This is a genomic window from Microbulbifer maximicatervae (SeqCode) (genome assembly GCF_052467955.1).
In genome coordinates, this window is the sequence record NZ_CP174329.1 from 2,943,819 (window position 1) to 2,967,597 (window position 23,779).

Here is a 23,779-nt window from a genome sequence, read left to right on the forward strand (position 1 = left end):
CGATAAAATGATCAATTTAAAGCTTTTCCCCGCATTGTTATTCACCCCAGGAAACCAACCGGAACGCTTTGCTAAGGCGTCTGAAGTTGGGGCAAATGGAATAATTGTTGATCTTGAAGATAGCGTACCAGTGGAGAACAAAGGTAGAGCCAGGGATATCGCGATCGATTTTTATTCAAGGCCAAGCTCGAATGGTGTTATAAGTGCAATTCGGATAAATAGTTTGTCAACGATCAATGGAATAAAAGATTTGGCCGAAATTATTGATAAAAAGCCACTTATAGATGTGGTGCTTTATCCGAAAACAGAATCTCAACATGATATCAACCTTATCAGTGAGCTCTTGAGCGAAGCCTATAAGGATATTTCGATTATAGCTTTAATTGAAACCGCTCAAGGAACATCCAATTTATATGATATCGTTAACTGTAGTTCTGAAAAGTTGCAAGGTTTGATGTTTGGGGCCGCTGATTATGCAGCCGATCTGAACTGTGAATGTACCCCACAAGCACTCATATGGGCGCGTATGAAAATGGTCGAAGCTGCCGCACTCAAACAGATAGCTTGCTATGACTCCCCCTGTTTTAACTTTAAGGATGAAGGTGGACTAATTAATGAACTCAATGAGGCTCAATCGCTTGGCTTTAGTGGCAAGGCAGCTATTCACCCTAAACAAGTAAAAACTATCAAGTTATCTTTTAGGCCCACACTAGACCAGTATAAGGAAGCAAAGGAAATCGTTCGTATCTACAATGAATCCTCAGGTAAAGCCTGCCAATATGAAGGCCGAATGATAGATATCCCGATCTATTCTAAGGCTCAGCAAATAATCTCAAACTTTAATAGTCTTAGCTAAAGGCTACTCCAGCGCAAATCTGCCAGTGCTCCGGGTATATCCAAGCGAACTTACAATCACTCAATCAAGGAGGCAATCTTAAATGGAATTTAACCCCTATAAACAGATTGACAACAATCGATATCGCGAAGATTTTGGCTTCTACTTCGAGGACTTTGTAGAAGGTATCATTATCGAGCACCGCCCAGGTAGGACATTGACGCGAACAGACAATACCTGGATGACCCTGTTAACTATGAATACGGCGCAACTCCACTTTGATGCCCATTACGCAGAGAGCACTGAATGGAACCTTCCATTAGTAGATAGTACTCTGACATTGGCTATTGTCACGGGTATGACTGTAAATACTATTAGCAAGAAAGTTGTTGCCAATCTTGAGTGGGACAAAGTTAAACTGCTTAAACCTGTTTTTGAAGGTGACACGATTTATGCAGAAAGTGAGGTCATTTCTAAGCGTGAATCCAAGTCTAGGCCAACACAGGGTATTGTTAGCGTAGAAACCCGTGGTATTAATCAGCGAGGAGATACTTTTATGAGCTTTCAGCGAACAGTTCTGGTTTATAAGAAAGATCACTCTCCTAATTACGAGATCAGAAAGTAGCTTAGCAGAAGAGAATTCTCTACTTAAGCTGCAGCTAGCTGAGTAGCTAATGAGAGAACCCATCAGGGCAAGAAGTGTGGCGGTCGAACACCGTTAGCGACTCTTGAAGATGGAAAAAAATCAGGAAGGAAAAGCTCGTAAACTGAATTCGACCTGACAGAGCACCTCCTGAAAAACCGATAACTGTAAGATCAAGTCTGAACTACTACACATAAGCACTCACACCCTCCGCAAGACATATTTTTTCGTAACTTCCACTCCCGCCAGTTTGCATTCATAAGATGCTTGCTAGTCTAAAATAAAAATTAACACCTAACATGAAAAAAGCCCACTCAAACTGAATGGGCCTTTTGAAGGAAAAAAGAGATCGATACTTAAGTAAACAAGTACCAATCTCTCACAAGCTTAAGCGCTCACTTGCCAGGCAGAGGCTATAGCAGTATTCACTTGCTCCTGCTCTTCTGAGGTTAAAGTGATCTCACCACCTGAAGGTGCACCAAATGCCGCCATTGCATTTACCAATTGCTCAATTTCGCTGCTGGTAATCACTGCGTCATCAGTGCGAATAGTGTCTAGCTGGTTTGCCGCATCCGTAAACCAATCCTGAACTATCACTTGATCTTCACTGCCAAGCAGATTTACAACCAAGTCATCACCTTCCTGACCAAACCACAAATTAGCCTCTTCGATACCATCAGCAAATTGCAGTTCATCACTACCGGCAGAATTGGAGAAGTTATTTATAGTGTCAGCGCCATCACCAGTAGCAAAATGATAGATATCATCACCTTCTCCGCCAATTAGGTAATCATCACCTGTGCTACCGAATAGATGATCATTTCCAGCACCAGCATCAATGAAGTCTGCATCGGAGGAGGCAATGAACACTTCATCTATCGAGCTGCCAGAAGTTGTCGTTCCAAAGGAACGCTCATCCGGAAGCCCGCTATAGTCAGTTGACCCCTGGGTATCAGGATTGCTCATACCATACAATCCGAAGATTTGATCAGAAGATATTGTTTGCCCAGAAGTAAACTCGATCTGGTCAATAGCATGATCGCCACCCTTAAAGAAGTCCTTCACGGTGACCTGATCACTTGAACCGCTCACTTGTAAGATCAAATCATCTACAGACTTAAAGAAACCACTGGAAATATCACTAAAGCCTATACCTTCAAAGCGAAGAATATCTACTCCTCCTCCAGCATTATCAATTATGTCTTGACCATCCCCTGCGCTAAAGATAAAGACATCATCTCCACGGCCACCTATTAGCAGATCATTACCTGTGCCACCAATCAGCTCATCTGAACCGTTACCACCTTCCAGCTGATCATTCCCAGCCTCGCCAATAAGCTGGTCATCACCATTAAAACCACGGATCAAATCCGCGTTATCAGCCCCATTCAAAGAGCTATCGCTACCAGCGCTTCCATCTATAGTCTGGTCAAAAGTCTCTTGTGAATCTGGAATCGACATTTCAAATATGCTGAAGATGTCGGCCGCTGTCATTTGCCCCCCAGTTTCAAACTCGATGGTTTCAACCAGCGCAGCTCCACCTAAGAAGAAATTCTTTAGTGTAATCTGGTCTGGCCCACCGTTGACTTTCAATATCAGGTCATCACCGGAACCAACTAAGCCAGAGGCAACTTCATTCCATGTGATGCCTCCTGAGAAGCGCAAGGTGTCGATACCATTTTGCTCCTCCAGAACATCCTGCCCCCCAGTAAAGATATAGACATCATTTCCTTCTCCACCGTAGAGGGCATCATTCCCCTCTCCCCCAGCAAGAATGTCATCACCGGAACCACCTATAAGTACTTCGTTTCCTGCTGTACCTGAGAGTACATCATTACCGCCTAATCCAGGTTCAGGTACAGGATCGGTATTTTCATTACCGGAGCCACTATCTGTATCACCTGGATCAGTATTACCCTCATCACTACCGGTGTCGGTATCTGTTGGGATATCGGTTAACATTGAATCGATATCCGCAGCATTTATCAAATACCCACCATCTGTTGGCTGAACATAACTGATAGCATAATCCCCACCCAGGAAGTGATTGCTCACTCGAACTTGCTGCTGCAAGTCTTCGTCAATCAATATCACCAAGTCATCGCCGTCGCGGTGGTAGCTAAGACGCGATCTATCAAGTCCATCGAGGAAGAAGATACCATCTGCACCACCACCACTATTGTCGATAGTATTTACCCCAGGAACAGCCTTAAAGTAATAGTGATCATCACCTGCTCCACCAGCCAGCTGATTATTTCCATCCTCGCCTATGAGAACGTCATTACCAGCTCCACCAATAATTACATCATCACCACTACCAGAGAAACTGCCATTACCTCCGTATAATTGGTCAGCACCATCACCACCTTCAATCTGGTCGTTACCTCCCGCACCGAAGATAGAATCTCCACCATCAAGGCCTTGAATAAGATCCTGGTCATTAGTGCCGCCTAGTTGCTCGCCAGCATCAGTACCAGTGATTACATTATCGAAATCGCCATTTTGCTCCCCGGCTACCAGCTGATTAATTTTAGTAGTATTAAATACTGAGCTACCGACTGGTTGCACCCAGTCTATTGCTGCTTCGCCACCAAGGAAATGATCCTTAACACGAACACTATCGCTACTACCGTCATCAATCAGTATTAACAGATCGTCACCGTCACGGGTAAATGTCAGGCGGTCTTCACTAAGGCCACTGGTAAAGTACACACCATCGGAACCACCATCACTATTGTGGATGACATCATGACCATCACCTGCGCCAAATACATACACATCATCACCAGTGCCGCCGGTAAGCTCATCATTACCCTCATCACCGCTTAGCTGATCATCACCACTACCGCCAAGCAAGGTATCCGAACCCTCTCCGGCCTCAAAGTAGTCATTATCAGCACCGCCATCCAATAGATCGTCGCCTTCACCTCCAAATAAACTATCATCACCATCTTGACCAAATAACTGGTCGGCTCCTTCATCACCTTGCAGGGTATCTCCCTCAAGACCGCCTTCCAGATAGTCATTTCCGGCACGGCCAACCAGATTATCTACACCTTCCCCACCGAAGAGGCGATCATCGCCCTCTTCACCATCGAGGTAATCATTTCCGGCTTCACCATGGAGCTCGTCGTTACCAGTGCGCCCCCAAACCTTGTCATCACCGCCACCGGCAAAAACTCTTTCATTAAGATCGCGGTAACCAGCCCAAGATTCAGCACTATCAGTGCCCAAGGTCACCATCTGGGCTTCAAGATCAGCATCGGTAAGTACCGTACCGTCAGAAAACTCAAATCGATTTACCTTAAAGTGATCATTTGGTTCGCGGAACCAATTATTGATAGTGATTTCATCAGTGCCATTGATATGGCGTATGTGCAAGTCATCTCCTTGGCGAATAAACTCCAGGTCAGCAGATTTAATATCTGCACCAAACTGCAAGGTATCCATTGAAGGGTCAACATTGCTATAGTTTTCACCTTCGCGACGTTCAATCAAGGTGTCTCTACCATCGCCAAGGTTAAATTGGTAGATATCATCACCAAAGGAACCGTACAGAGTATCGTTACCGGTTCCACCGGCTAAGGTACTTGCCGTGCCGGACCAGGTATCAGTATCCGCAACCAGGGTATCGTCTCCAGAGCCCCCGATTAATGTTGCGTCTCCCAACCCGTACAACTCGTCATTATCGGCACCGCCATCCAGTAGCCCCGTACCTTCAAGCTTATCTGAACCAGCATCGCCATAGAGTTCTCCAGAGCCGAACAGCTCATCATTTCCCTCTCCTCCATGAAGCTCATCAGTGCCACTATCGCCATACAGGGTGTCATTACCTGCATCGCCATACAGGGTGTCATTATCCTGGCCACCGCGAAGAATATCGTCGCCCTCTCCGCCATTCAGTGTATCTTCACCACTGCCACCGGAAAGATCGTCACTCTCTATTCCACCGTAAAGCGTATCTGAGCCGCTATCACCGACAAGGACGTCCTCTCCAGCATCGCCGTGAAGTTCATCATTTCCACTGCCACCATAAAGAGTATCGTTATCGTCACCTCCCCTCAGAGTGTCATTGCCAAGCTCACCATAAAGCTCATCATTACCCAGACCACCTTCAACTTGGTCATCTCCGTCTCCAGCATTAACCAAATCATCACCGCCTAAGGTTTGAATCACTTCTCCAGAACTAAACCCTAGAATAGTATCAGCGCTCTCAGACCCTGCTATTGCCTGGGCCATCAATGCCTCAAAGTCCCAAGTTATACCATCACTAAAAGTTACGGTTTCAAAGCTGGAACTTGCAGCAGTTAATTGCTCCCCAAGGAACTGGTTACTTATGGTAATGGCATCGGAGGAACCAGGAATACTTATGACCAGATTGGCCTCCTGACGACGCACCAAAACCTCACTAGAGGCAATATCGGTGAACTCCACACGATCTGCACCAGAAGTCTCACTAAAAGTATCGACTCCATCGCCGCGCTTAAAGCGATAAATATCATCCCCTGCACCACCGGAAATACGATCGTTGCCGGAATCACCCGAGAGAATATCGTTGCCCTCGCCACCATTTAGTTGGTCATCACCAGCTCCGCCTAATAACGTGTCGTTACCACCATTCGCATCCAGGACATCAGCACCGCCGTTACCTTCCAGAACGTCATCAGTGCTATATCCTATTAGATAGTCATTACCCTCGGCACCAATGAGAGCCATATCCAGTAGGGACTCGCGATTCCAAACGGTACCGTCGCTAAAGTGAATTTCATCTATTGCGTAACTACTACTACCTTCTTCCAGGAAGAAATTATGTACCAGAACCTGATCACCAGAGCCGTAACCCAATAACAGATTATTTCCATCGCGAGTAACAGCAACAGATTCTGGTGATACATCTGCCGTAAACACGACAATGTCTGCTCCACTCGTATCATTATTATCAATCTGGTCTTGGCCATCGCCGGCACTAAATTGATAGCGATCATTTCCCTCACCACCAATTAATATATCCTCACCGACACCACCTATCAGAAGATCATCACCTTCACCACCGATTAGGCGATCATTACCAATGTTTCCGCTGAGTTCATCATCACCGTCATAGCCATCAATGATGTCATCACCGGCCAGACCATCTACAATATTCGAGTTGACGTTACCGAAAATGTAATCCGCATTCTCAGTGCCTTCCAGCATTTTGCTATTTATTTCTTCTGCAGAAACATTCCAAGATGTTCCATATAGTGCTTGGTGAAACCCAATTTTCCTCCCAGCAATACCACTATAATCGGGGAAGTAATCACGGATCGTGATTTTGTCAGTCTCGCTCTGTTTGAAGAACACATTAAGGTTAAGGCCGTCACGGCGGAAGACCACGTCCTCGAGCTCAATATCACTGACATAAATATAAATGGTGCCGCTATCAATAATCGTGTCCTGACCATCACCGGCAGCAAAATAATATTTATCCTCACCAGCGCCACCTTCCAGATAATCGTTACCTTTGCCGCCGATTATTTCATCATCCCCGTCATTTCCATAAAGGCGGTCATCACCCTCTTCACCAAATAAACGATCTACCTCATCACCACCATAAAGCGTGTCTTGACCAAGACCACCTTGCAGTTCGTCCTCACCGCTATCACCATACAGGTGGTCATTACCTTCACCGCCAAGTAAAACATCATCGCCCTCCTGACCATGAAGCTCATCATTTCCGGCAAGACCACTCAATACATCATTACTGGAAAACCCATAAATGGTGTCATCGCCATTTGTTGCTTGGGTAGCACGTTGCTTAAGTTCAGATAAGTCCAGAATAGAACCATCGTTAAATCGGATTTCGGTCAGCGCATAATCGCCCAAGCCATCCTCTTCAAAATAATTATCAACCGTTATTTGGTCCTGCATATTCTGATGGTAAAGCACCAGATCATCACCTGAGCGGCGTATCCACAGGTCATCAGAAAAAATGTCTGGGCCAAACTGTAGGATATTGATGTCAGAACTATTGGCTTTACGATCTGATATATAGTCCCTGCCATCACCTAGGTTAAAGTAATAGGTATCACTGCCATAACCACCATAAAGAGTATCATTACCTATGCCACCGGTTATTGAATCATCGCCATTACCGGCTGAAACATAATCATCTCCCTCGCCAGCATCAATGGCATCGTTACCATCCTGGCCGCGTATGGTATCGTGTCCGGCGAGGCCTTTTAGATCGTCATCGCTGGCATCATACCCCCAAATTTCATCCTCTCCAGTTGTCGGAATTAATACCTTGTCTTTAACGGTATCTATATCCCAAATAGTCCCATCAGAAAACTCAATGGTATCTAATGCGTACCCGGCCATCGCATCATCACGAAAATAATTCGAGACAGTAATTACTTCTCCTGACGAATTGACTGTTAAAACCAAGTTATAACTAGACCTGGTTAACTTTACTTCAGACGGGTTAATACCATTTAACAATTTGAGGGTATCTAAACGCCCTTCGCTTGTATCGTAATTATCTATCGTAGTATTTCCATCACCTATTCGATATAAGTATTTATCGTTACCGCCACCACCTGATAGATAGTCCCCATAGCCGCCACCTCCACTTAGGACGTCATCACCCTCTCCCCCATATAGATAATCTTGTCCGGCCCCTCCAGACAAATTATCATCATTATTACCGCCATATATGCGATCATTTCCATCCCCGCCCACTAGAGCGTCGTCACCATCGTGCCCTTGAAGCTCATCATTACCCTCACCTCCAAGTATTAAGTCGGAGCCTTCCCCCCCAAAGAGGCGATCATTACCTTCACCGCCATATAATGTATCGTTACCAGATAGCCCCTCAATGAAGTCATCACTACCGTATCCTCGCAAATAATCACCTGTGCTATCTCCTACAATATGATCCTCACCTGCCCTAACTATACTTAGCATCGAATCTCGTATTGAGGGGTCTAGAGCTACAGTTTGCTTCTCCATTGAGGACGCAAATTGTTGAAATACTTCATCCGAATATGGGCTAATACCTTGGACAACATCGATAAACATAACTAGCTCTAAGCTAGCTGAAGCTTCATCAATCGCGAAATACTCGGAAAAGTACTCGCTAACTTTCGCAAAGTCACCTATTATTGAATCACCTTCACCTTCAAAAGATAACAAGTCAAACAGCTTATCAGCATGAGTATCAGCCATTAATTGTGTATAAACAGACCGCTCTAACCCTCGGTATACATCATTTAATAGTTGGGCATACTGTCCATTAGGCGTTTCTTGTAACGCAGGCTGCCCCCAAAAAGTTTCTAAAACACCGACGCTCCTCCCATCAATGTAATTGCCACGACTATTGGGATCCGTATTTTCTTCATTAGCCCATAAAACCAAAATTTCAGTTACTAGTGACTTTCGTTTATCAGAGTCCAACTCTAAACCAAATGCCTCCACGAGAGACTTAAGTTCTCCACTCTCATCTAGTGACATCGCTTGATGGAGACTGTAGGAGTTACCAAAGCCCACAGCATCTGGGAGTTGTGAAATATCTTCAGGAATATCAATCCCTTCTCCATTATGAACTTCAACAGGAATCGCATGACGCTGATCAGCGTCAAACCATAAGGTATTTGTTAAACCCACAGTTCCATTTTCTAACGTGAAATCACTCCGTTCTCGATGTTCAACATTATTCTCATCAACAAATGGATCAGATTCATAACTGATATTAATCGAAGTAATACTTAAATCTACCAATGTTTTCAATTCACCATCAGTAACGACTCCATTACTATCAAGGTCCTGCCATATCTGTAAACTTTCAAAAATTACATCCTGCTTATCAATAATACCGTCTTTATTTTCATCAAACTCCGCTAAAGCTTGATAACCATTTTCTGCATACTCCCCATTTGACAGTAAAGTTTCCGTACCAAATAACTCTGCCCCTCCATCAATTTGGCCATTTTGATTACGATCAAGTACTAAGAGTCCATCTGACGGAGCCACCCAGCTTGTTTTTTCAGCGAAACCACTGTTATCCAAATCAAAGAAAACGCCGTTATCTTTTGATATAGTTTCGATAACACCATTACCGTCTAGATCTAAGGTTAATGGATCGCGTCGTGGGACCGGAGGTGTAGGAGGGGCAGGAGGGGTTGGGATTGGTGTCGATGAAGATTCATCTCCGGGGAAAAGCCCCCCAAATAAATCCTCTACAAAAGATTTCCCATCTTCATAAAGGTCTCTTGCAGTATCAACTGCTTCATCAATGCCATCCAGAAGCGAGTCAAGTACATCTTCTCCAGCCTCCATAGCATCTTCAACTAGATCCTTGACATCTTCAATGACATCATCCAAAGTGTCCACAAATTCATCGGTATAGTCTCTAACTTCCTTATCTATAGTATCTAGAACATCCTGCTCCAAAATATCCCAAGCTTCCCCTTTATCCAAATCATCAAATACATCCGATTCCACCTGGCGCTCGGGATCCACCTGAAGAAAATCAGGCCAATCCACACCCGGGATAACATCTCCAACACTGTTAGTAAAAACACCATCAAAAGCGGTTTCTGGTGGTAAACCGTTACTAGTTACTGCATCCCGATAGCTCTGCTCAATCTGGCGAGTATCAGGATACTGACCTGTATCCCTCATTGTATCTAAATAATTATTCAGGTGATCTTTGGCAACATCATCAAACACATTTTCATAGGCACCCTCACCTGCAGTATTACCCCAATGCTGCTCAACAAGCTCTCGCATTGCTTCACCAAAAGCAGTGTCAGGATCCCCAGTTACATCTGCTGCATTATCAGCGTAGGTATCACCATACTCAGCAAGTTGCTGCCAAGCCTCTGAGTAACTACCTTGATCAACCAAATTTTGAATCGCTTCGACTTGCTCTTGACTTAAACCATGATCTAGAGACATTAATTTAACTTCCCTTTACTATAAAACTTTCTAACAAGTTATTAATTGCTTGATTTACCTGAATAACTTTGAACTTAAGACTCACTGAAAAATGAGATGAAACCTCCATTCCTAAAAAGTTAGAAACCAACTTACAAGATGGATATTTTGGAGAAGTAGACCTGTTCTCCTTGTCACATGACATATAAAATTGGTAGTCTCCATAAATATAGATATCCTTATCCCCACTTGACTCCTTCCCCCTAACAGCATTCTGTTCAAACTTACGAATTGGCTCCCCCCCAAAAAAACCCTCAGGAGTCACAGGAATTATATAGTTTTTCTTAACTCTACTTTTAAAATCAAATGGATGATTTTTCGAAACATATACCGAGACTCGATCCCCCCACCCATCAGAATTAGTATTATCAATGTCAAAAGGCTTCATACTAGGAAACTGAAAATCAAAGGAAAAGTAGTCTACATGAGAAATTTCTTTAAAGTGCCTTCCTCTAGATTTAGCCTTTGTAGAAAGCAGGTACTCTTTGTTAACTTTAAACTTATGCTCATTAATCACCAAGACTACAGAGTTGCCTTCTGTTAACGCACCCTGCCTATCATCCATAACCAATCCTCCAAACAAAATCAACAAAGTTAAAGTTCCAGCAATAGAGAGATATTGTTTATTATTCATATCATAATCCGTACTTATCTCTACCTTTATGTTAAATCCCTTGAAAAGTCAGTCAAATCAAAGTCAGCGTTCCCCAAGACCATCATTCTTATATCGCAATAAAGGGGATAGAAAAAACTCAATAATTCTTCTTTTTCCAGTTTTAATTTCAGCCATTACCGACATCCCAGGTGAAAGCCTTACAAACCTACCATCTACAGCAAGCCCCTTTTGCTGCAGCCTTAAGCGCGCCTTATAAACCAATCCCAGCTGCTCATCTTGAATAGCGTCACCAGAGAGATCCACAAGCTCTGCATCAATTACCCCATACTTGGTAAAGTTAAACGTATCAATCTTAATTTCCGCCGACTGTCCTTCATGTACAAACCCTATATCCTTATTAAGAATATAAGCCTCAACTTCCATATCACTTTGCTCAGGAACGACCAACATTAATTCTTGCGCGGGAGTTACCACACCACCAATAGTGTGTATGGCTAGCTGCTGTATTGCGCCATCAATCGGGGCAGTTAGGTGGTATTGCTTGCTTCGCTGCTCCGCTTTAAGCTTTTCCTCATAGAGAGAAGCCTCTCGAGTACGAATATCGTGCAATTGTTGTAGAGCTAACTTATATTGCTGATGCAAAAGTGCATCTTGCTGAGATTTATTTGCAGCCATGCTTGCTTGCAACTGAAGCAGGCTCGCCTGCTGGATACTGATATCCTGTTCTACTTCAATCTGGCTCTGCTTTACCTCTAAATACTCCATGCGAGCCCCAAGCTTTTTCTTCTGCATAATTTCGTAAGCGCTGACTCTCTCATTCAAAACTTCTAGCAGTCGCTTATTTTTCGTAACTTCTGCCTCAGTCATTTTGTACTCAGCAGCCATGCGTGCCGCCTCCCTCTGAAGAGACGTCAGGTTTGCAGTAAATTCTGCCGCCTCCTGCTGGAGGAGAGCTTCATATTTTCCCATATAGGGAGTGAGCTCTCGGAGCTGCACAGAAAGTCTGGGCAATGACTGTCGCTCAGAGGAAAACCAGTTAGTTAAAGCTTCTAATCGGTTGCGGTGCAAAGCCGCATCCCGCCACTCTTGGTTAAGCCTGCGAACATCTGCAGCAGTAATGGAGGTATCCAGAGTTATTAACGGATCACCGGCTTTTACCTTCTGCCCTTCTTTTACGTGAATGGCTGCTACCGCAGCGGTTTCCAGTGGTTGGATGGTTTTTACCCTTTCACTGGGAATCACCTTACCCTGAGCGGTAGCAACAATATCGATGCGACCAAAACAAGCCCAAAGAATCGCGATAATAAAGAGTGAAACAATGGCCCACATAATTGCACGCCCTAAAGGTGAAGGAGGTGTCTGCTCCACTTCAATCGCAGCCGGGCGAAAGCTATGGATTTCCTTATCACTTAAAATCTCTTTTTTATCTGAGGATGCCGGCAACCATTTCATAGCTGACCCTCGTCCAGTTTTGCCGCTTGTGGCACCGCCTTGAGTTTGGGAGTATGACTTTGATAACTATGTAGGCGAGCGTAATAGCCCTCCCTCTCTATTAGTTCCTCATGAGGGCCACTCTCTACAATATCTCCTTTTTCAACAACGATGATCCGATCGGCATGGCGAACAGTAGAAAGGCGATGAGCAATAATAAAGACTGTGCGGTTCTTACAAATATGACGCATATTCTCTTGAATAATACGCTCAGACTCATAGTCCAGGGCACTGGTGGCCTCATCAAAAATTAAAATTCGAGGATTTGTAATAAGAGCGCGGGCAATCGCAATACGCTGTCTTTGCCCCCCAGACAGGGAGGCTCCCTGTTCACCCACCTGAGTGTCATAGCCTTCTGGCAGTTCTACAATAAAATCGTGTGCACCTGCTAACTTTGCTGCCTGCACGACCCTTTCCATTGGCAAGCTTGGATCTACCAGGGCGATATTCTCTTTCACTGATCGGTTAAACAGCCTGTTTTCCTGCAGAACCACACCCACCTGTCGACGCAGCCAGGATGGCTCCATCTGAGCCAGGTCGATTCCATCAACCAATACGCGACCACTCTCTGGAACATACAGACGCTGCACTAGCTTGGTAAGCGTACTTTTACCTGACCCTGAGCGTCCAACGACACCAATAACCTCACCAGCCTTTACTTCAAGATTAAGCTGATGCAGGATTTGAGGCTGTCCCGGAGCATAGCGAAAAGAGACATTATCAAAAGCTACTTTACCAGTGACTCTTGGCAAGGTGGTTCGGTTTGGATTATGACCAGGCTCTGCAGGCGTATTGAGGATATCCCCTAAGCGCTCGATAGATATTCCCGCCTGCTGGAAATCCTGCCAAAGCTGGACCAGCTTAAGAATAGGGCCACTTACTCGCCCGGCAATCATATTAAAGGCGATCAACTGCCCAATACTGAGCTCATTGCTCATCACCAGGGTGGCTCCCACCCATAGAATCAATACAGTTACAATCTTATTGATTAGCTGAGCAACCTGACCGGATATATTCCCTAAGTTACTCGCCTTGAAAGATGCAGCAACATAAGCTGCAAGATTCTCTTCCCAACGCTTTTGCATTTGCGGTTCTACCGCCATGGCCTTAACGGTTTCAATACCAGCTATAGACTCCGTTAAGAATGCCTGATTCTCCGCACCACGCTTAAACTTCTCATCCAGGCGGTTTCGTAAAATCGGAGTGATATAGACCGAAAGTGCCACATAAAATGGTATAGAGCCTAACACTATCCAGGTGAGTGTTGGACTATAAAAGTACATTACCGCAAAAAAAACGATTGTGAAAAATAAATCAATGACGAGGGTTAAAGCCGAACTAGTGATAAAGTTGCGTATAGTATCCAGCTCACGTACCCGGGCGACGGTATTACCCACCTGCCGAGCAAGGAAATAGGCTACAGGCAGCCGCGTAAGATGATGGTATAGCTTTGCGCCAAGGGTGACATCCACCCGGTTGGTCGTATGTGTAAAAACGTAGTTGCGCAAGCCATTCAGCAATACATCAAATACTGATATGACTATCAAACCAAATGCCAATACATCCAGGGTGGTCACCCCTTTATGTACCAGCACCTTATCAATCATTACTTGAAAGAACAACGGAGTGATTAATGCAAAAATCTGGATAAAAAAAGATGCAACTATTACATCTCTCAACAAGTGCTTGTATTTTAGAATTGCCGGTATAAACCAGCTGATATCAAATTTCCCTTGCCCCCCAGGTAATAGTGATCGCTTGGCGACCAAAATGGTACGCCCACCCCACAAGGAAAGGAAAACCTCCTTATCTAACTCTTTAGGCTGCCCACCACGGGCAAAATGGATAAGTACCTTTTCATCTTGAACTCCTGCGAGCACAGCAAAAGTACCATCTTTCATTGATAAAATAGCAGGCAGGGCAAGCCTGGAAAGCTTTCCCCAAGAGGTATTAAAAGCACGGGCTTTGAGCTTTAAATATTTAGCGGCACGAATAATTTCTGCTTCGGCGAATTTTTCACCATGAGAACAAAACTCATGTCGCAACTGACCTGCATCGGCAGGGATATGGTGAAATCGAACCACCATAAGGAATGCAGACAAACCGGTGTCCACACTCCCTTCGGACCGTACATAATCCATTAATTACAACTTTCCATTACATCAATAACAGACAAAATTAACACAGCAAAAATTAAATTTTCAATCATCACCTTCTGGCGAATTATTTTTCTTTACATTTTATGACATGGTTCACAAAAGAAAGGACTAATTTGCAAGCTGACCATTAAAGAGTATCCTGCCTCTCCAGATTGAATCAAGACACGACCTGAAGGGAAATATATTATTTTCTGCACCTCCACGGCGTCACCTTTAATTAATATACATGTACCGTTTTGCACCTCTTAACTTAAATTCGACACCGCCCACCTCGTAGTAGAGCGAAGTCAATTAACAACCACACCCCATGCAAAAGTACATTTCCCCCAAATAGAAATCTCACTGATTTGAAGTATTTAGCAGTGGAGAGCAAAAGCTCCACCGTTAATTACTTAAATAACAACCACAAGGTGAGCTTTATTCTCATCGCTGCGTAGCGCCAATTACACAGGATATAATCAATGCCTAGTGTCGCCACCGACTGTATCGTTTAACCCTCCTATAAGAGAGATCCCAATTCCCTTAAAATACTTAGCAAGAGCCGATATAGCATTGAAACAACTCCATCAGCACATCGCATCAAAGCACGGATCTTCGCAGCCATAAACTTTAAAAGGGTAGGTCAACCTAACATTCTTTTGAACTGTATCTTACTGCAAACGATACTATGTCCGTTAAAGCTCAAAAATAGACTGGTATTTACATGCAATGTTTTATAATTTGGCAAGGGTGGTAATTAACTAAAGGTGACACGGTTTATGCAGAAAGTTAGGCCATTTCTAAGCGTGAATCCAAGTCCAGACCAACACAGGGTATTATTAGTGTAGAAACCCGAGGTATTAATCAGCGAGGAGATACTTTTTTGAGCTTTCAGCGAACAGTTCTGGTTTATAAGAAGGGGCACCCTCCTAATTATGAGATCAATAAATTGCCTAGAGGGAAGGTTATCCCATAAGTGCATACGCGTTTCTTTAACCCCATGTCCAATTAGACTGACTTCATTGAAAAAGAAGATATTGATATTATAAAAGTGAGAATACAAAAAAGTTGCGTTATAAAAATAACGGTTGTGCTAGATAGTTTTTACCTCCGTATATTTTTCGATTCTTGCCTCCGTAGCAAGAAGTGGAGTTAACTTTGCAATGAAGGTTTTTAAGTGGTCTCTATTCCAACCTGCGAAGCCGCGCCTTGATTGTGAACCGCTCTGCATGCCAGAGGTATCACGAAGTTATTCAGAGACTCCTTAATACGTGCGCTTTACTACCAACAGTACGCCAACAACCATCATGGCGAGACCGATAAGGCGCTTGGTATCCAAGCTGGTTTGCTGCGCACCCAGTAATCCAAAATGGTCGATAACGCTAATAGCGAGCAGTTGCCCTAGAAGAACGAAAGATACCGCATTACCCACACCATACCTTGGCGACACCCAAGTCACACTCAATATATAGAAAGCTACTAGAATCCCACCCAAGTAAAAGTACCAGGCAATTTCTTTGCTAAAAACAGCACTGGGTAACCCCTCCGTTTTCAAGAGATAGGCCGCGGAGATTACAAGTCCAACGAGAAATAGCAGTGTAGTAGCCAGGGCTGAACTACCAAGCTTAATACCGAGACCACTATTCAGCGTGGCCATTATCGGTATACCAATGCCTGCAATAAGCATTAGAGACGGGTAGATAACTGCATTTTGCACTACGGGACACCTCTACTTAGAATCACGAGCCGACCCCAGAGGGGCCGGCCAGGCCATGTATTAGCTGGCAAGCTGTTTGGCGATGGCAACACCAACACCGTGTGCACTTGCTGGGTTCTGGCCGCTAATCACTCGCCCATCTTCAATAACAAACTCCTGCCAAGGTTGTACTTTGTTGTAGCGGGCAGCGCCCCTCGCCAAAGATTCTTCCAGCAAAAATGGGATGTCATTAATGGTGCCGAAGTCAATCTCCTCCTCACGAGTGAAGCCGGTGACAGACTTGCTAGCCAAAAGCTTTTCGCCATTGCTCAGGGTGATAGGCAGGAAACCAGCGGGACCGTGGCACACTGCGGCCAATGTGCCACCCTTTTCGTAGATCTCGGCACTTAGCTTTGCGAAGTCTTCGTTAGTTGCCAAGTCAGAAAGCAGACCAAATCCGCCGGGGTAGAATACTGCATCATAGTCTGCAGTATTCAGCTGGCTCATAGGGATGGTGTTATTGATACGGTTTTGGAAATCTGAATCATTAAGCACCTTTTGGTTGATGTCGTCACCTTCGATGTCAGTGCCATAGAGTGGTGCTTTCCCCCCTTTAATAGAGGCGATGTCATAGTCGAGTCCACTCTCCATAAATACGTGAATCGCGTGAGTCAACTCAGGTGAGTAGGTGCCATTTGCCTGGTCAGTTTCACCAAGGGTGGCGTGGTTGGTCACTGGTATAAGTACTTTCTTCATGTTTCTTTCCTCTGTTGGTCAGCATTCAGTGGGGAGGGATTGTAGATTGTCCCTCTTGTGCTGATAATGCGTAAAATCTGTTAAATACCTTTGCAGAATGGCAACAATCGAGATTGAGAAACATGGAAAATTTTGACGGCATAGTCGAGTTTGTAGCGGTGGCAGAAAGCCAAGGTTTCTCAGCGGCTGCCAAGCAACTTGGCTGCAGTACTAGCCATGTGAGTAGGCAGGTCTCCCGTCTGGAAGAGCGCTTGGGCTCATCCCTTTTGGCCCGCTCAACACGTCAGGTAAGTCTGACCCAGGCCGGGACCGCCTATTACCAGCGGTGTAAAGAGTTAGTGATTGGCCTGCAACAGGCGAATGAGCAGGTTAGCCAGCAACAGTTTCAGCTCAATGGAACACTAAGAGTTAGCGGAGCTGGTATCTTTGCTGAGCAATATGTTGCCCCTGCCCTGATGGACTTTGGCTTGAAACACCCGGGATTGAAAATCGATATGGACTTCAATAGCAGGATGGTCAATTTCGTCGAGGATGGGATTGATTTTGCCATACGCTATGGTCGCCTTGAGGATTCCGGCTTAGTTGCTCGTAAACTGGCCGACCGCCAAATGATGGCTGTCGCAAGCCCGAGTTACCTGAAAGAAAATGGTATACCCAATCACCCCGATCAACTAAAAACGCAGAGTTGCTTGGTGGCTAACAATGATGAATGGGTTTTTGACCTGAATGGAGAGCCTGTAAGCGTAAAGGTTAGTGGGCGCTGGAGAACAAATAATGCCCATGCGATCGTTAAAGCTTGTGAGCAAGGCCTGGGTATAGCTTATATGCCCAAAAGCAGTTTCAGTGGTTCAATTCAACAGGGCTTACTGGAGCCTATCTTGGAATCTTTTTGTGGGCGCGGAGCCAGTAGCTGGATCGTGTATCAGAATCGTCGCTTTTTACCCATGCGAGCGCGAATGGCGATTGACTATTTGGTTGATTACTTTTCTGACTGGGTTGAATAGAAATCAATTGGGTTCGTTGAAAGGAATAGAAGCACTTCCCATTTCTTGCAAACCTTCAATCCAGAGGATTAATATCCAGCCTCCTCCAATCGACTGGCATTGATTATGGTCCTGACCAGGGCATTTTATCGCAGTGGTCACACTGCAACCCAGCAACGACAACCCGTTTCGTTTGTGGATGTCAGGAAGCGATTCGGCTTTCGCTCAATTGCTGTTGGCCGATGGCTCACTCGCGAGGAGCACGATCGGGCCGCAGGGCTTTTTTATGATGCACTTGTTGATCTAATGACCATTCTTCAAGGACCGGAAGCGTTGGTATCTCTACGAGGTACATTGTCTTTCCAATATGGAATCGGCGGGCGCCCGGGGATGGCTGCCTTTTATGACCCTACTGCCCGGAGCTTTTCTCTTGCCAAGAATGCGGGGCCTGGCTCTATTGCCCATGAATGGTTTCATGCATTTGATCATTACTTGGCCCAAAAAGCGTTCAGTGATACGCCCAGTACCATGTATGCCTCAGAGGCCTGGTTGCGGAATGCAACTCCAGTGCCCCACCCGCTCAATGACTTACTTTTTACGTGCTTTAAAACTGTGATGCTGGATGAGAGTGGTAATAACCCCAGTGACTTGGTGACTGCTTCCATCAGTGCCGATAAAGCAAATGGTTCTGTCTACTACAGTGAGCCTGTAGAGCTGAGTGCTCGGGCTTTCGAAGCATTTATTCAGGATGCCAGTATCAACAATAATTTTTTGGTTGCTGGCTCAAAGGCTAGTCAAGAGGCAAAGTTGGGACTATATCCACAGGGGCAGCAACGCAAAAGAATTAACCAGGCTTTCACAGCCTATTTTTCCTATTTAGGACGAAGCCTTAGGGCTTCCACAGGTAGAGACAATGACGTCAACTCTTAGAAATACCTTTCTTCTGGGCACGGCCCTTCTCGCTGGTGTAGTCGCTTGGGTATGGGCTGAGCTTTCAAAAAGCTATGAATTGATTGCAATAGCCAGCGATCCCGTGTTGTCAGCGGAGCGTGGATTCTTTGATGCGGAAGATGATTTCACTCATAAACGGGCTAAGTTCGTGGATGTTTATTCTCCAGGGGTTGGCCATGTAACGCCCGGGATACTAGAAGAAGACTTGCAAGGTAAGTATGCTGAATTCAGACCTCAGGAAACATTTTTCTTATGTGGAACCGGCTTCCATATTGAAGATTACGCTCTGGATAGCGAGCAGCACAAACACAATAAATTTTACGCTCAAGCATACAATGCCAAGTTACTACAGCTGATTACCCATTCAGCTTCAGAGTGATCATTGACCGGCTCCTGATCAATTCAACTAACCATATTTAGCCATTGCCCATTGTGGTAATTTGCTCTGCATCATTTTGCAAACAGCCAGTGTCTTCATGAGCCAAAAATTGCCCTCACAATTTAATATCCTAATCGTCGAAGATGATCGAGGCCTAAACGACCAACTTAGTGAGATGATCCAAGATGCAGGGTATCAGGTGAATACCTGCTTTGATGGGCATACCGCGCTTTTGAAAGCTACAAAGCACCAACCACAGTTAATTCTGCTCGACTTAATGCTGCCAGAAATGGACGGGATTTCCCTACTCAAGATTTTACGCAAAACCAGTCAGGTTCCAGTGATTATCCTCACCGCGAAGGGGGCAGAAGAAGAAAGAATCACTGGCCTGCGCCACGGGGCAGATGATTATGTGGCTAAACCGTTTAATCAGACTGAACTCTTGTTGCGCATTGAGGCGTTATTGCGCCGCAGTCAGCCGGCGCAGACGGAGAACGTCGACCATGCCGAGATCGACAATCTACTGCTCGATTTGAATACCCAGCAAGTTTTTGCAGGCGACTCTCCAATTGAATTCACAGCGATTCAATTCAAATTGCTGTGGGAGCTAGCGATACACCGCGGTGAAGTATTGAGCAAGGCATATCTTTCCCAGCAGGTCCTCAACCGCACTTTGGGTGCCTACGATCGCAGTTTGGATATGCACTTGAGCCGGGTCAGACGCAAACTAACGTGTGTAGGCTGGCGTGGAGACCGCTTACAAACGGTGCATGGCAAGGGATACTGTTTGAAATGAACCGGAAACTTTTTTGGAAACTCTGCTTACTGACTACTGCCGGTATCGTTGCCCTCTTCTATCTGATCAACTCCCTAACTATCCGCACCGAGGAACAGATGAGCCTGCTAGAAACTTCTCACCGGGAGGAGTTAAAGCAGTGGGGCAAAGATGCGGAGATGTACTTTCTCACTGGCAACAAAGCTGAATTGGAGCAATGGTTGTATATGCTCCAGAAACGAGAGAATACCTGGGCCACTGTTACTCAGTATGAGGTAACCCACATTGCAGGAGAGAGAGGGAATGAGCATCGCTACATCGGATATAACTTAGGCCGCGATGTAGATTGGAAAGTCCACCTCTATTTTGCGGACAATCCGGTAATGGAGATCCCATTTGAAACAGAGAGAACCAGCTTGCTGGTACTGCTTCCCGATAGGATGCGCCCTGGTAGCTACTGGCAAACTACCCGACTGGCACTGCAAATACTGTTACCCATGGGCATTCTAGCTTTCATTTCCCTGATGCTATACCGCCACATTATGAACCCCCTACGGAAGTTGGAGCAGGCAACAAGGGAATTCAGTCGAGGAAATTTTGATGTTCGTGTCCATCGCCAGTTAGGCAATCGCAACGATGAGATCTCTGAACTTGCCAAAACTTTCGATCAGATGGCCACCCGAATTGGCGAGCAAATCGTCAACCAGCGCCAGTTGATTGCTGACCTTTCCCACGAACTACGAACGCCCCTAACCCGCTTGGACATTGCCATCGAAGGTGCAGGTAACCGTTATTCAAGTGATCGAAATATCCAAAGGATTCAGCGGGAATCCTCTCATATCCGACATTTGGTTGAGGACACCCTCACTCTCGCCTGGCTAGATAATGAGCAACCCACTATGGGCAACGAAGACCTGGACTTGGTAGACCTTATCGACGTTATTGTTGAGGATGCTCGTTTTGAATTCCCCAACCGCACTATCTGCACCCACTTGCCGGACTCGGCGGAAATAAGACAATCCAACCATCAAGCTGTTGGTCAGGCCCTGGAGAATATTCTACGCAATGCGATGCGTTATACCCCGAAGGGGCAAGCTGTTCATGTTCTTCTGGAGCAGACCGCAGAAAATAAAGTCATTATTGATATCGAAGACTCGGGACCCGGAGTTCCAGAGGATCTGTTGGGTAGTATCTTTAAGCCCTTTTTCAGGGCGGATCAATCACGCACCTCAAAATCAAAAAATTTTGGGCTTGGTTTAGCTTTAGCACGACGCCAACTGAAGAGTGTTGGTGCAACTGTGGAAGCCTCCAATCGTCCCGCAGGGGGCTTGTGCATGAGAGTGACTCTTCCCTCTCAATTTTCTGGATGCTTAGAGCCAGCTTAGGCTAAAGCGGACATCAAATGTAACAAATGCAACACCGCTGTACTTTGCGAGTCGCAATAGGAATAATTCGCATTTGCAAATAAGTAACTCTGCGAAGGACAGCCAAATGGCCCGCAACATTTCTCATAGCAAACACGCGTTACTCCCCTTGATGGTATCCAGCGTCCTGGCTTCTGGCATTAGTCAGGCACAGGAAGTAAAAGAGCGAGAGACTACCACTGAACCCCCTTTGGAAACCGTGGTCGTTGTCGGCGTCGCTACAGATACCGAGATTACACCTGAAGAACTCGACATCCAGCAGGCAAATGATCTCAGCGATATATTTCGCCAGATACCATCCGTATCTGTTGGCGGGTCACTGGGTATTGCGCAAAAAGTCTATGTCCGCGGTATGGAAGACACACTTCTTAATGTGACTGTTGATGGTGCTCCACAAACAAGCACCCTCTTCCATCATATTGGTCGGGTATCAATAGAACCGGAGCTATTGCAGAAAGTTGAAGTGCAAGCTGGTGCTGGTGAAGCTACCAGTGGGGCCGGTGCCATTGGCGGTGCTATCCGCTTTAAGACCAAAGATGCGGATGATCTACTAGATGACGGTGAGCAGTTTGGCGCAATAGCGAAAGGCGCTTTCTTTAGTAATGATGGTGAGAAAGCCAGTGCTTCGGTATATGGGAAGATTACTGACAATTGGGGGCTGCTCGGGTCATTTGTGACCGTTGATCGCGATAATATGGAAGATGGCGACGGTGACATTATCCACGGCTCAGCTTCCGATCAAGATCTCGCCTTTATAAAGTTGAGTGGCGATTTGTCTGAAAATCAAAAACTGAGTATCAGCTTTGAACAGCGGGAAGAATCAGGCGAGTTCAGTAGACATCCCAACTGGCCCGCCCTGCAAGGCGAAACTCTTTACCCGATGGAAGCCGAACGCCAGACCTTTGTCATAAACCACCAATTTGCCCCCAGTGCACTGGTCAATTTAGAAACAACGGTTTACCACACCACATCAGAAGTTTGGCGGGAGCTATGGGACTACGTTGCTTCCGTGGAATCCATCGGTTTTGATTTACGTAATACCAGCAGTGTTGGTCAACATACCATCACCTATGGCATTGAGGCCCGTGAGGATGAAGTGGAGGGAGTGGAGGGAGGCCTCAACTCCTGGCTTGAAGAGGGACATGTTCGCGGAGCCTATATCCAGGATCATTGGCAGGCTACAGACGCGCTATTGCTGAGTTTTGGACTGCGTTACGATGAATACAAGCTGGAGCAAGTGACTCATGATGATGAGACAGATAGTAAGGGGTTCAGCCCCAATATTGGAATGAGTTATTCGCTTACCGATGCACTCACCTTTACTGCGGGTCATGCAACAGCGATGCGCGGCAAGGAAGTTGGAGATGGGTTTACTTTGTGGTCGGCAACTCTTGATCCTGACCTGGATGCTGAGACGGTCGACAATACCGAGCTGGGACTAGAATACAGCCTGGACGGCCTTCAACTAAGAGCCGCTGTCTACCGCAGCACTATCGATGACGTTATTTTTGATCAGGTCGGGCGTCCCGTTTATTATGAAAATATTGGTGAGTTGGAAACTGAAGGGTTTGAACTCAGCGCCTCATATGTTTGGGATCAGTTAACCATCAGCGCCGCATTCAGCCATAATGATTCGGAATTGAATGGAGAGACTGTAGAGGGGTATGAGCACAACGGTTTAGCAAATGCTCGCGGCGATACATGGAACCTGACCACCAGCTATGCTATTACACCGAAATTAGAGTTGGGCTGGAATTTTACTCTTGTACAAGACTTAAATGATATTGAGGTTTTACACCGCTCAGTAGAGGTCGACGACGATGTCGACAGCATCCAAGAGGTTGACAAGCCCGGTTACCAAGTACACGATCTTTACTTGCATTGGGAACCACTGGCAGATGACAGTCTGAATGTGAATTTAGCGGTTCAAAACCTGTTTAATGAGCTCTATCGGGATCACTCCAGCGTAGCAGATTATACAGATATTACCGGGTTTGGTAGCGTAGCCGGAATTTATGAGGCAGGCCGGGACATCCGACTGTCAGTAGACTACCGTTTCTAATTTCTTTTATTTGTTTTATTTACTATCAGGGCGCAATGCATTTGCATTGCGCCC

The 23,779-nt window shown here is 45.5% G+C and carries 14 protein-coding genes; 8 read left to right on the top strand and 6 right to left on the bottom strand.

The window, feature by feature from the left end:
* The first annotated feature begins 7 nt into the window (after positions 1-7).
* Positions 8-856, top strand: a complete 849-nt coding sequence (locus tag ACJJI5_RS12700; protein ID WP_445354227.1) for an HpcH/HpaI aldolase/citrate lyase family protein — start codon at positions 8-10, stop codon at positions 854-856.
* 82 nt (positions 857-938) lie between these two features.
* Positions 939-1,460, top strand: coding sequence for a MaoC/PaaZ C-terminal domain-containing protein (locus ACJJI5_RS12705; protein WP_445354228.1), 522 nt, complete (start codon positions 939-941; stop codon positions 1,458-1,460).
* Between the two features lie 405 nt (positions 1,461-1,865).
* Here the strand turns inward: ACJJI5_RS12705 and ACJJI5_RS12710 are convergent, their stop codons facing one another.
* The 6 genes from ACJJI5_RS12710 to ACJJI5_RS12735 form a co-directional block, all read right to left on the bottom strand.
* Positions 1,866-10,415 carry a calcium-binding protein gene (locus ACJJI5_RS12710; protein WP_445354229.1) on the bottom strand — a complete coding sequence of 2,850 codons (8,550 nt, stop codon included), beginning with the start codon at positions 10,413-10,415 and terminating at the stop codon, positions 1,866-1,868.
* A 4-nt stretch (positions 10,416-10,419) separates the two neighbouring features.
* Positions 10,420-11,088 (bottom strand): hypothetical protein, encoded by a 669-nt coding sequence (locus tag ACJJI5_RS12715; RefSeq protein WP_445354230.1) that lies wholly within the window; start codon positions 11,086-11,088, stop codon positions 10,420-10,422.
* A 63-nt stretch (positions 11,089-11,151) separates the two neighbouring features.
* Positions 11,152-12,522, bottom strand: a complete 1,371-nt coding sequence (locus ACJJI5_RS12720) for an HlyD family type I secretion periplasmic adaptor subunit (protein ID WP_445354231.1) — start codon at positions 12,520-12,522, stop codon at positions 11,152-11,154.
* Positions 12,519-14,702 (bottom strand): type I secretion system permease/ATPase, encoded by a 2,184-nt coding sequence (locus ACJJI5_RS12725; protein ID WP_445354232.1) that lies wholly within the window; start codon positions 14,700-14,702, stop codon positions 12,519-12,521. The genes ACJJI5_RS12720 and ACJJI5_RS12725 overlap by 4 nt, the downstream gene beginning before the upstream one ends.
* A gap of 1,261 nt (positions 14,703-15,963) precedes the next feature.
* On the bottom strand, positions 15,964-16,416 hold the full coding sequence (locus ACJJI5_RS12730) for a DMT family transporter (protein ID WP_445354233.1): 453 nt from the start codon (positions 16,414-16,416) through the stop codon (positions 15,964-15,966).
* A 60-nt stretch (positions 16,417-16,476) separates the two neighbouring features.
* The gene (locus ACJJI5_RS12735) at positions 16,477-17,151 is read right to left on the bottom strand and encodes a type 1 glutamine amidotransferase domain-containing protein (protein ID WP_445354234.1); all 675 of its coding nucleotides are present in this window, start codon (positions 17,149-17,151) and stop codon (positions 16,477-16,479) included.
* A gap of 122 nt (positions 17,152-17,273) precedes the next feature.
* Here ACJJI5_RS12735 and ACJJI5_RS12740 point away from each other — a divergent pair, with 122 nt between their 5' ends.
* The 6 genes from ACJJI5_RS12740 (at position 17,274) to ACJJI5_RS12765 (ending at position 23,725) form a co-directional block, all read left to right on the top strand.
* On the top strand, positions 17,274-18,155 hold the full coding sequence (locus ACJJI5_RS12740) for a LysR family transcriptional regulator (RefSeq protein WP_282932808.1): 882 nt from the start codon (positions 17,274-17,276) through the stop codon (positions 18,153-18,155).
* Positions 18,156-18,260: 105 nt separating this feature from the next.
* Positions 18,261-19,064 (top strand): CLCA_X family protein, encoded by an 804-nt coding sequence (locus ACJJI5_RS12745; RefSeq protein ID WP_445354235.1) that lies wholly within the window; start codon positions 18,261-18,263, stop codon positions 19,062-19,064.
* A complete protein-coding gene (locus ACJJI5_RS12750; protein WP_445354236.1) occupies positions 19,048-19,464 on the top strand; it encodes a hypothetical protein in 417 nt (138 codons plus the stop codon). The genes ACJJI5_RS12745 and ACJJI5_RS12750 overlap by 17 nt, the downstream gene beginning before the upstream one ends.
* A 97-nt stretch (positions 19,465-19,561) precedes the next feature.
* Positions 19,562-20,260 carry a response regulator transcription factor gene (locus ACJJI5_RS12755; RefSeq protein ID WP_445354237.1) on the top strand — a complete coding sequence of 233 codons (699 nt, stop codon included), beginning with the start codon at positions 19,562-19,564 and terminating at the stop codon, positions 20,258-20,260.
* The gene (locus ACJJI5_RS12760; RefSeq protein WP_445354238.1) at positions 20,257-21,624 is read left to right on the top strand and encodes a sensor histidine kinase; all 1,368 of its coding nucleotides are present in this window, start codon (positions 20,257-20,259) and stop codon (positions 21,622-21,624) included. The genes ACJJI5_RS12755 and ACJJI5_RS12760 overlap by 4 nt, the downstream gene beginning before the upstream one ends.
* A gap of 106 nt (positions 21,625-21,730) precedes the next feature.
* A complete protein-coding gene (locus ACJJI5_RS12765; protein ID WP_445354239.1) occupies positions 21,731-23,725 on the top strand; it encodes a TonB-dependent receptor in 1,995 nt (664 codons plus the stop codon).
* Positions 23,726-23,779: the final 54 nt, after the last annotated feature.

Coding starts and splice junctions, on each gene's coding strand:
- ACJJI5_RS12700 (WP_445354227.1), top strand. CDS start 8: ATGATCAATTTAAAGCTTTTCCCCGCATTGTTATTCACCCCAGGAAAC.
- ACJJI5_RS12705 (WP_445354228.1), top strand. CDS start 939: ATGGAATTTAACCCCTATAAACAGATTGACAACAATCGATATCGCGAA.
- ACJJI5_RS12710 (WP_445354229.1), bottom strand. CDS start 10,415: ATGTCTCTAGATCATGGTTTAAGTCAAGAGCAAGTCGAAGCGATTCAA.
- ACJJI5_RS12715 (WP_445354230.1), bottom strand. CDS start 11,088: ATGAATAATAAACAATATCTCTCTATTGCTGGAACTTTAACTTTGTTG.
- ACJJI5_RS12720 (WP_445354231.1), bottom strand. CDS start 12,522: ATGAAATGGTTGCCGGCATCCTCAGATAAAAAAGAGATTTTAAGTGAT.
- ACJJI5_RS12725 (WP_445354232.1), bottom strand. CDS start 14,702: ATGGATTATGTACGGTCCGAAGGGAGTGTGGACACCGGTTTGTCTGCA.
- ACJJI5_RS12735 (WP_445354234.1), bottom strand. CDS start 17,151: ATGAAGAAAGTACTTATACCAGTGACCAACCACGCCACCCTTGGTGAA.
- ACJJI5_RS12740 (WP_282932808.1), top strand. CDS start 17,274: ATGGAAAATTTTGACGGCATAGTCGAGTTTGTAGCGGTGGCAGAAAGC.
- ACJJI5_RS12745 (WP_445354235.1), top strand. CDS start 18,261: ATGGTCCTGACCAGGGCATTTTATCGCAGTGGTCACACTGCAACCCAG.
- ACJJI5_RS12750 (WP_445354236.1), top strand. CDS start 19,048: ATGACGTCAACTCTTAGAAATACCTTTCTTCTGGGCACGGCCCTTCTC.
- ACJJI5_RS12755 (WP_445354237.1), top strand. CDS start 19,562: ATGAGCCAAAAATTGCCCTCACAATTTAATATCCTAATCGTCGAAGAT.
- ACJJI5_RS12760 (WP_445354238.1), top strand. CDS start 20,257: ATGAACCGGAAACTTTTTTGGAAACTCTGCTTACTGACTACTGCCGGT.
- ACJJI5_RS12765 (WP_445354239.1), top strand. CDS start 21,731: ATGGCCCGCAACATTTCTCATAGCAAACACGCGTTACTCCCCTTGATG.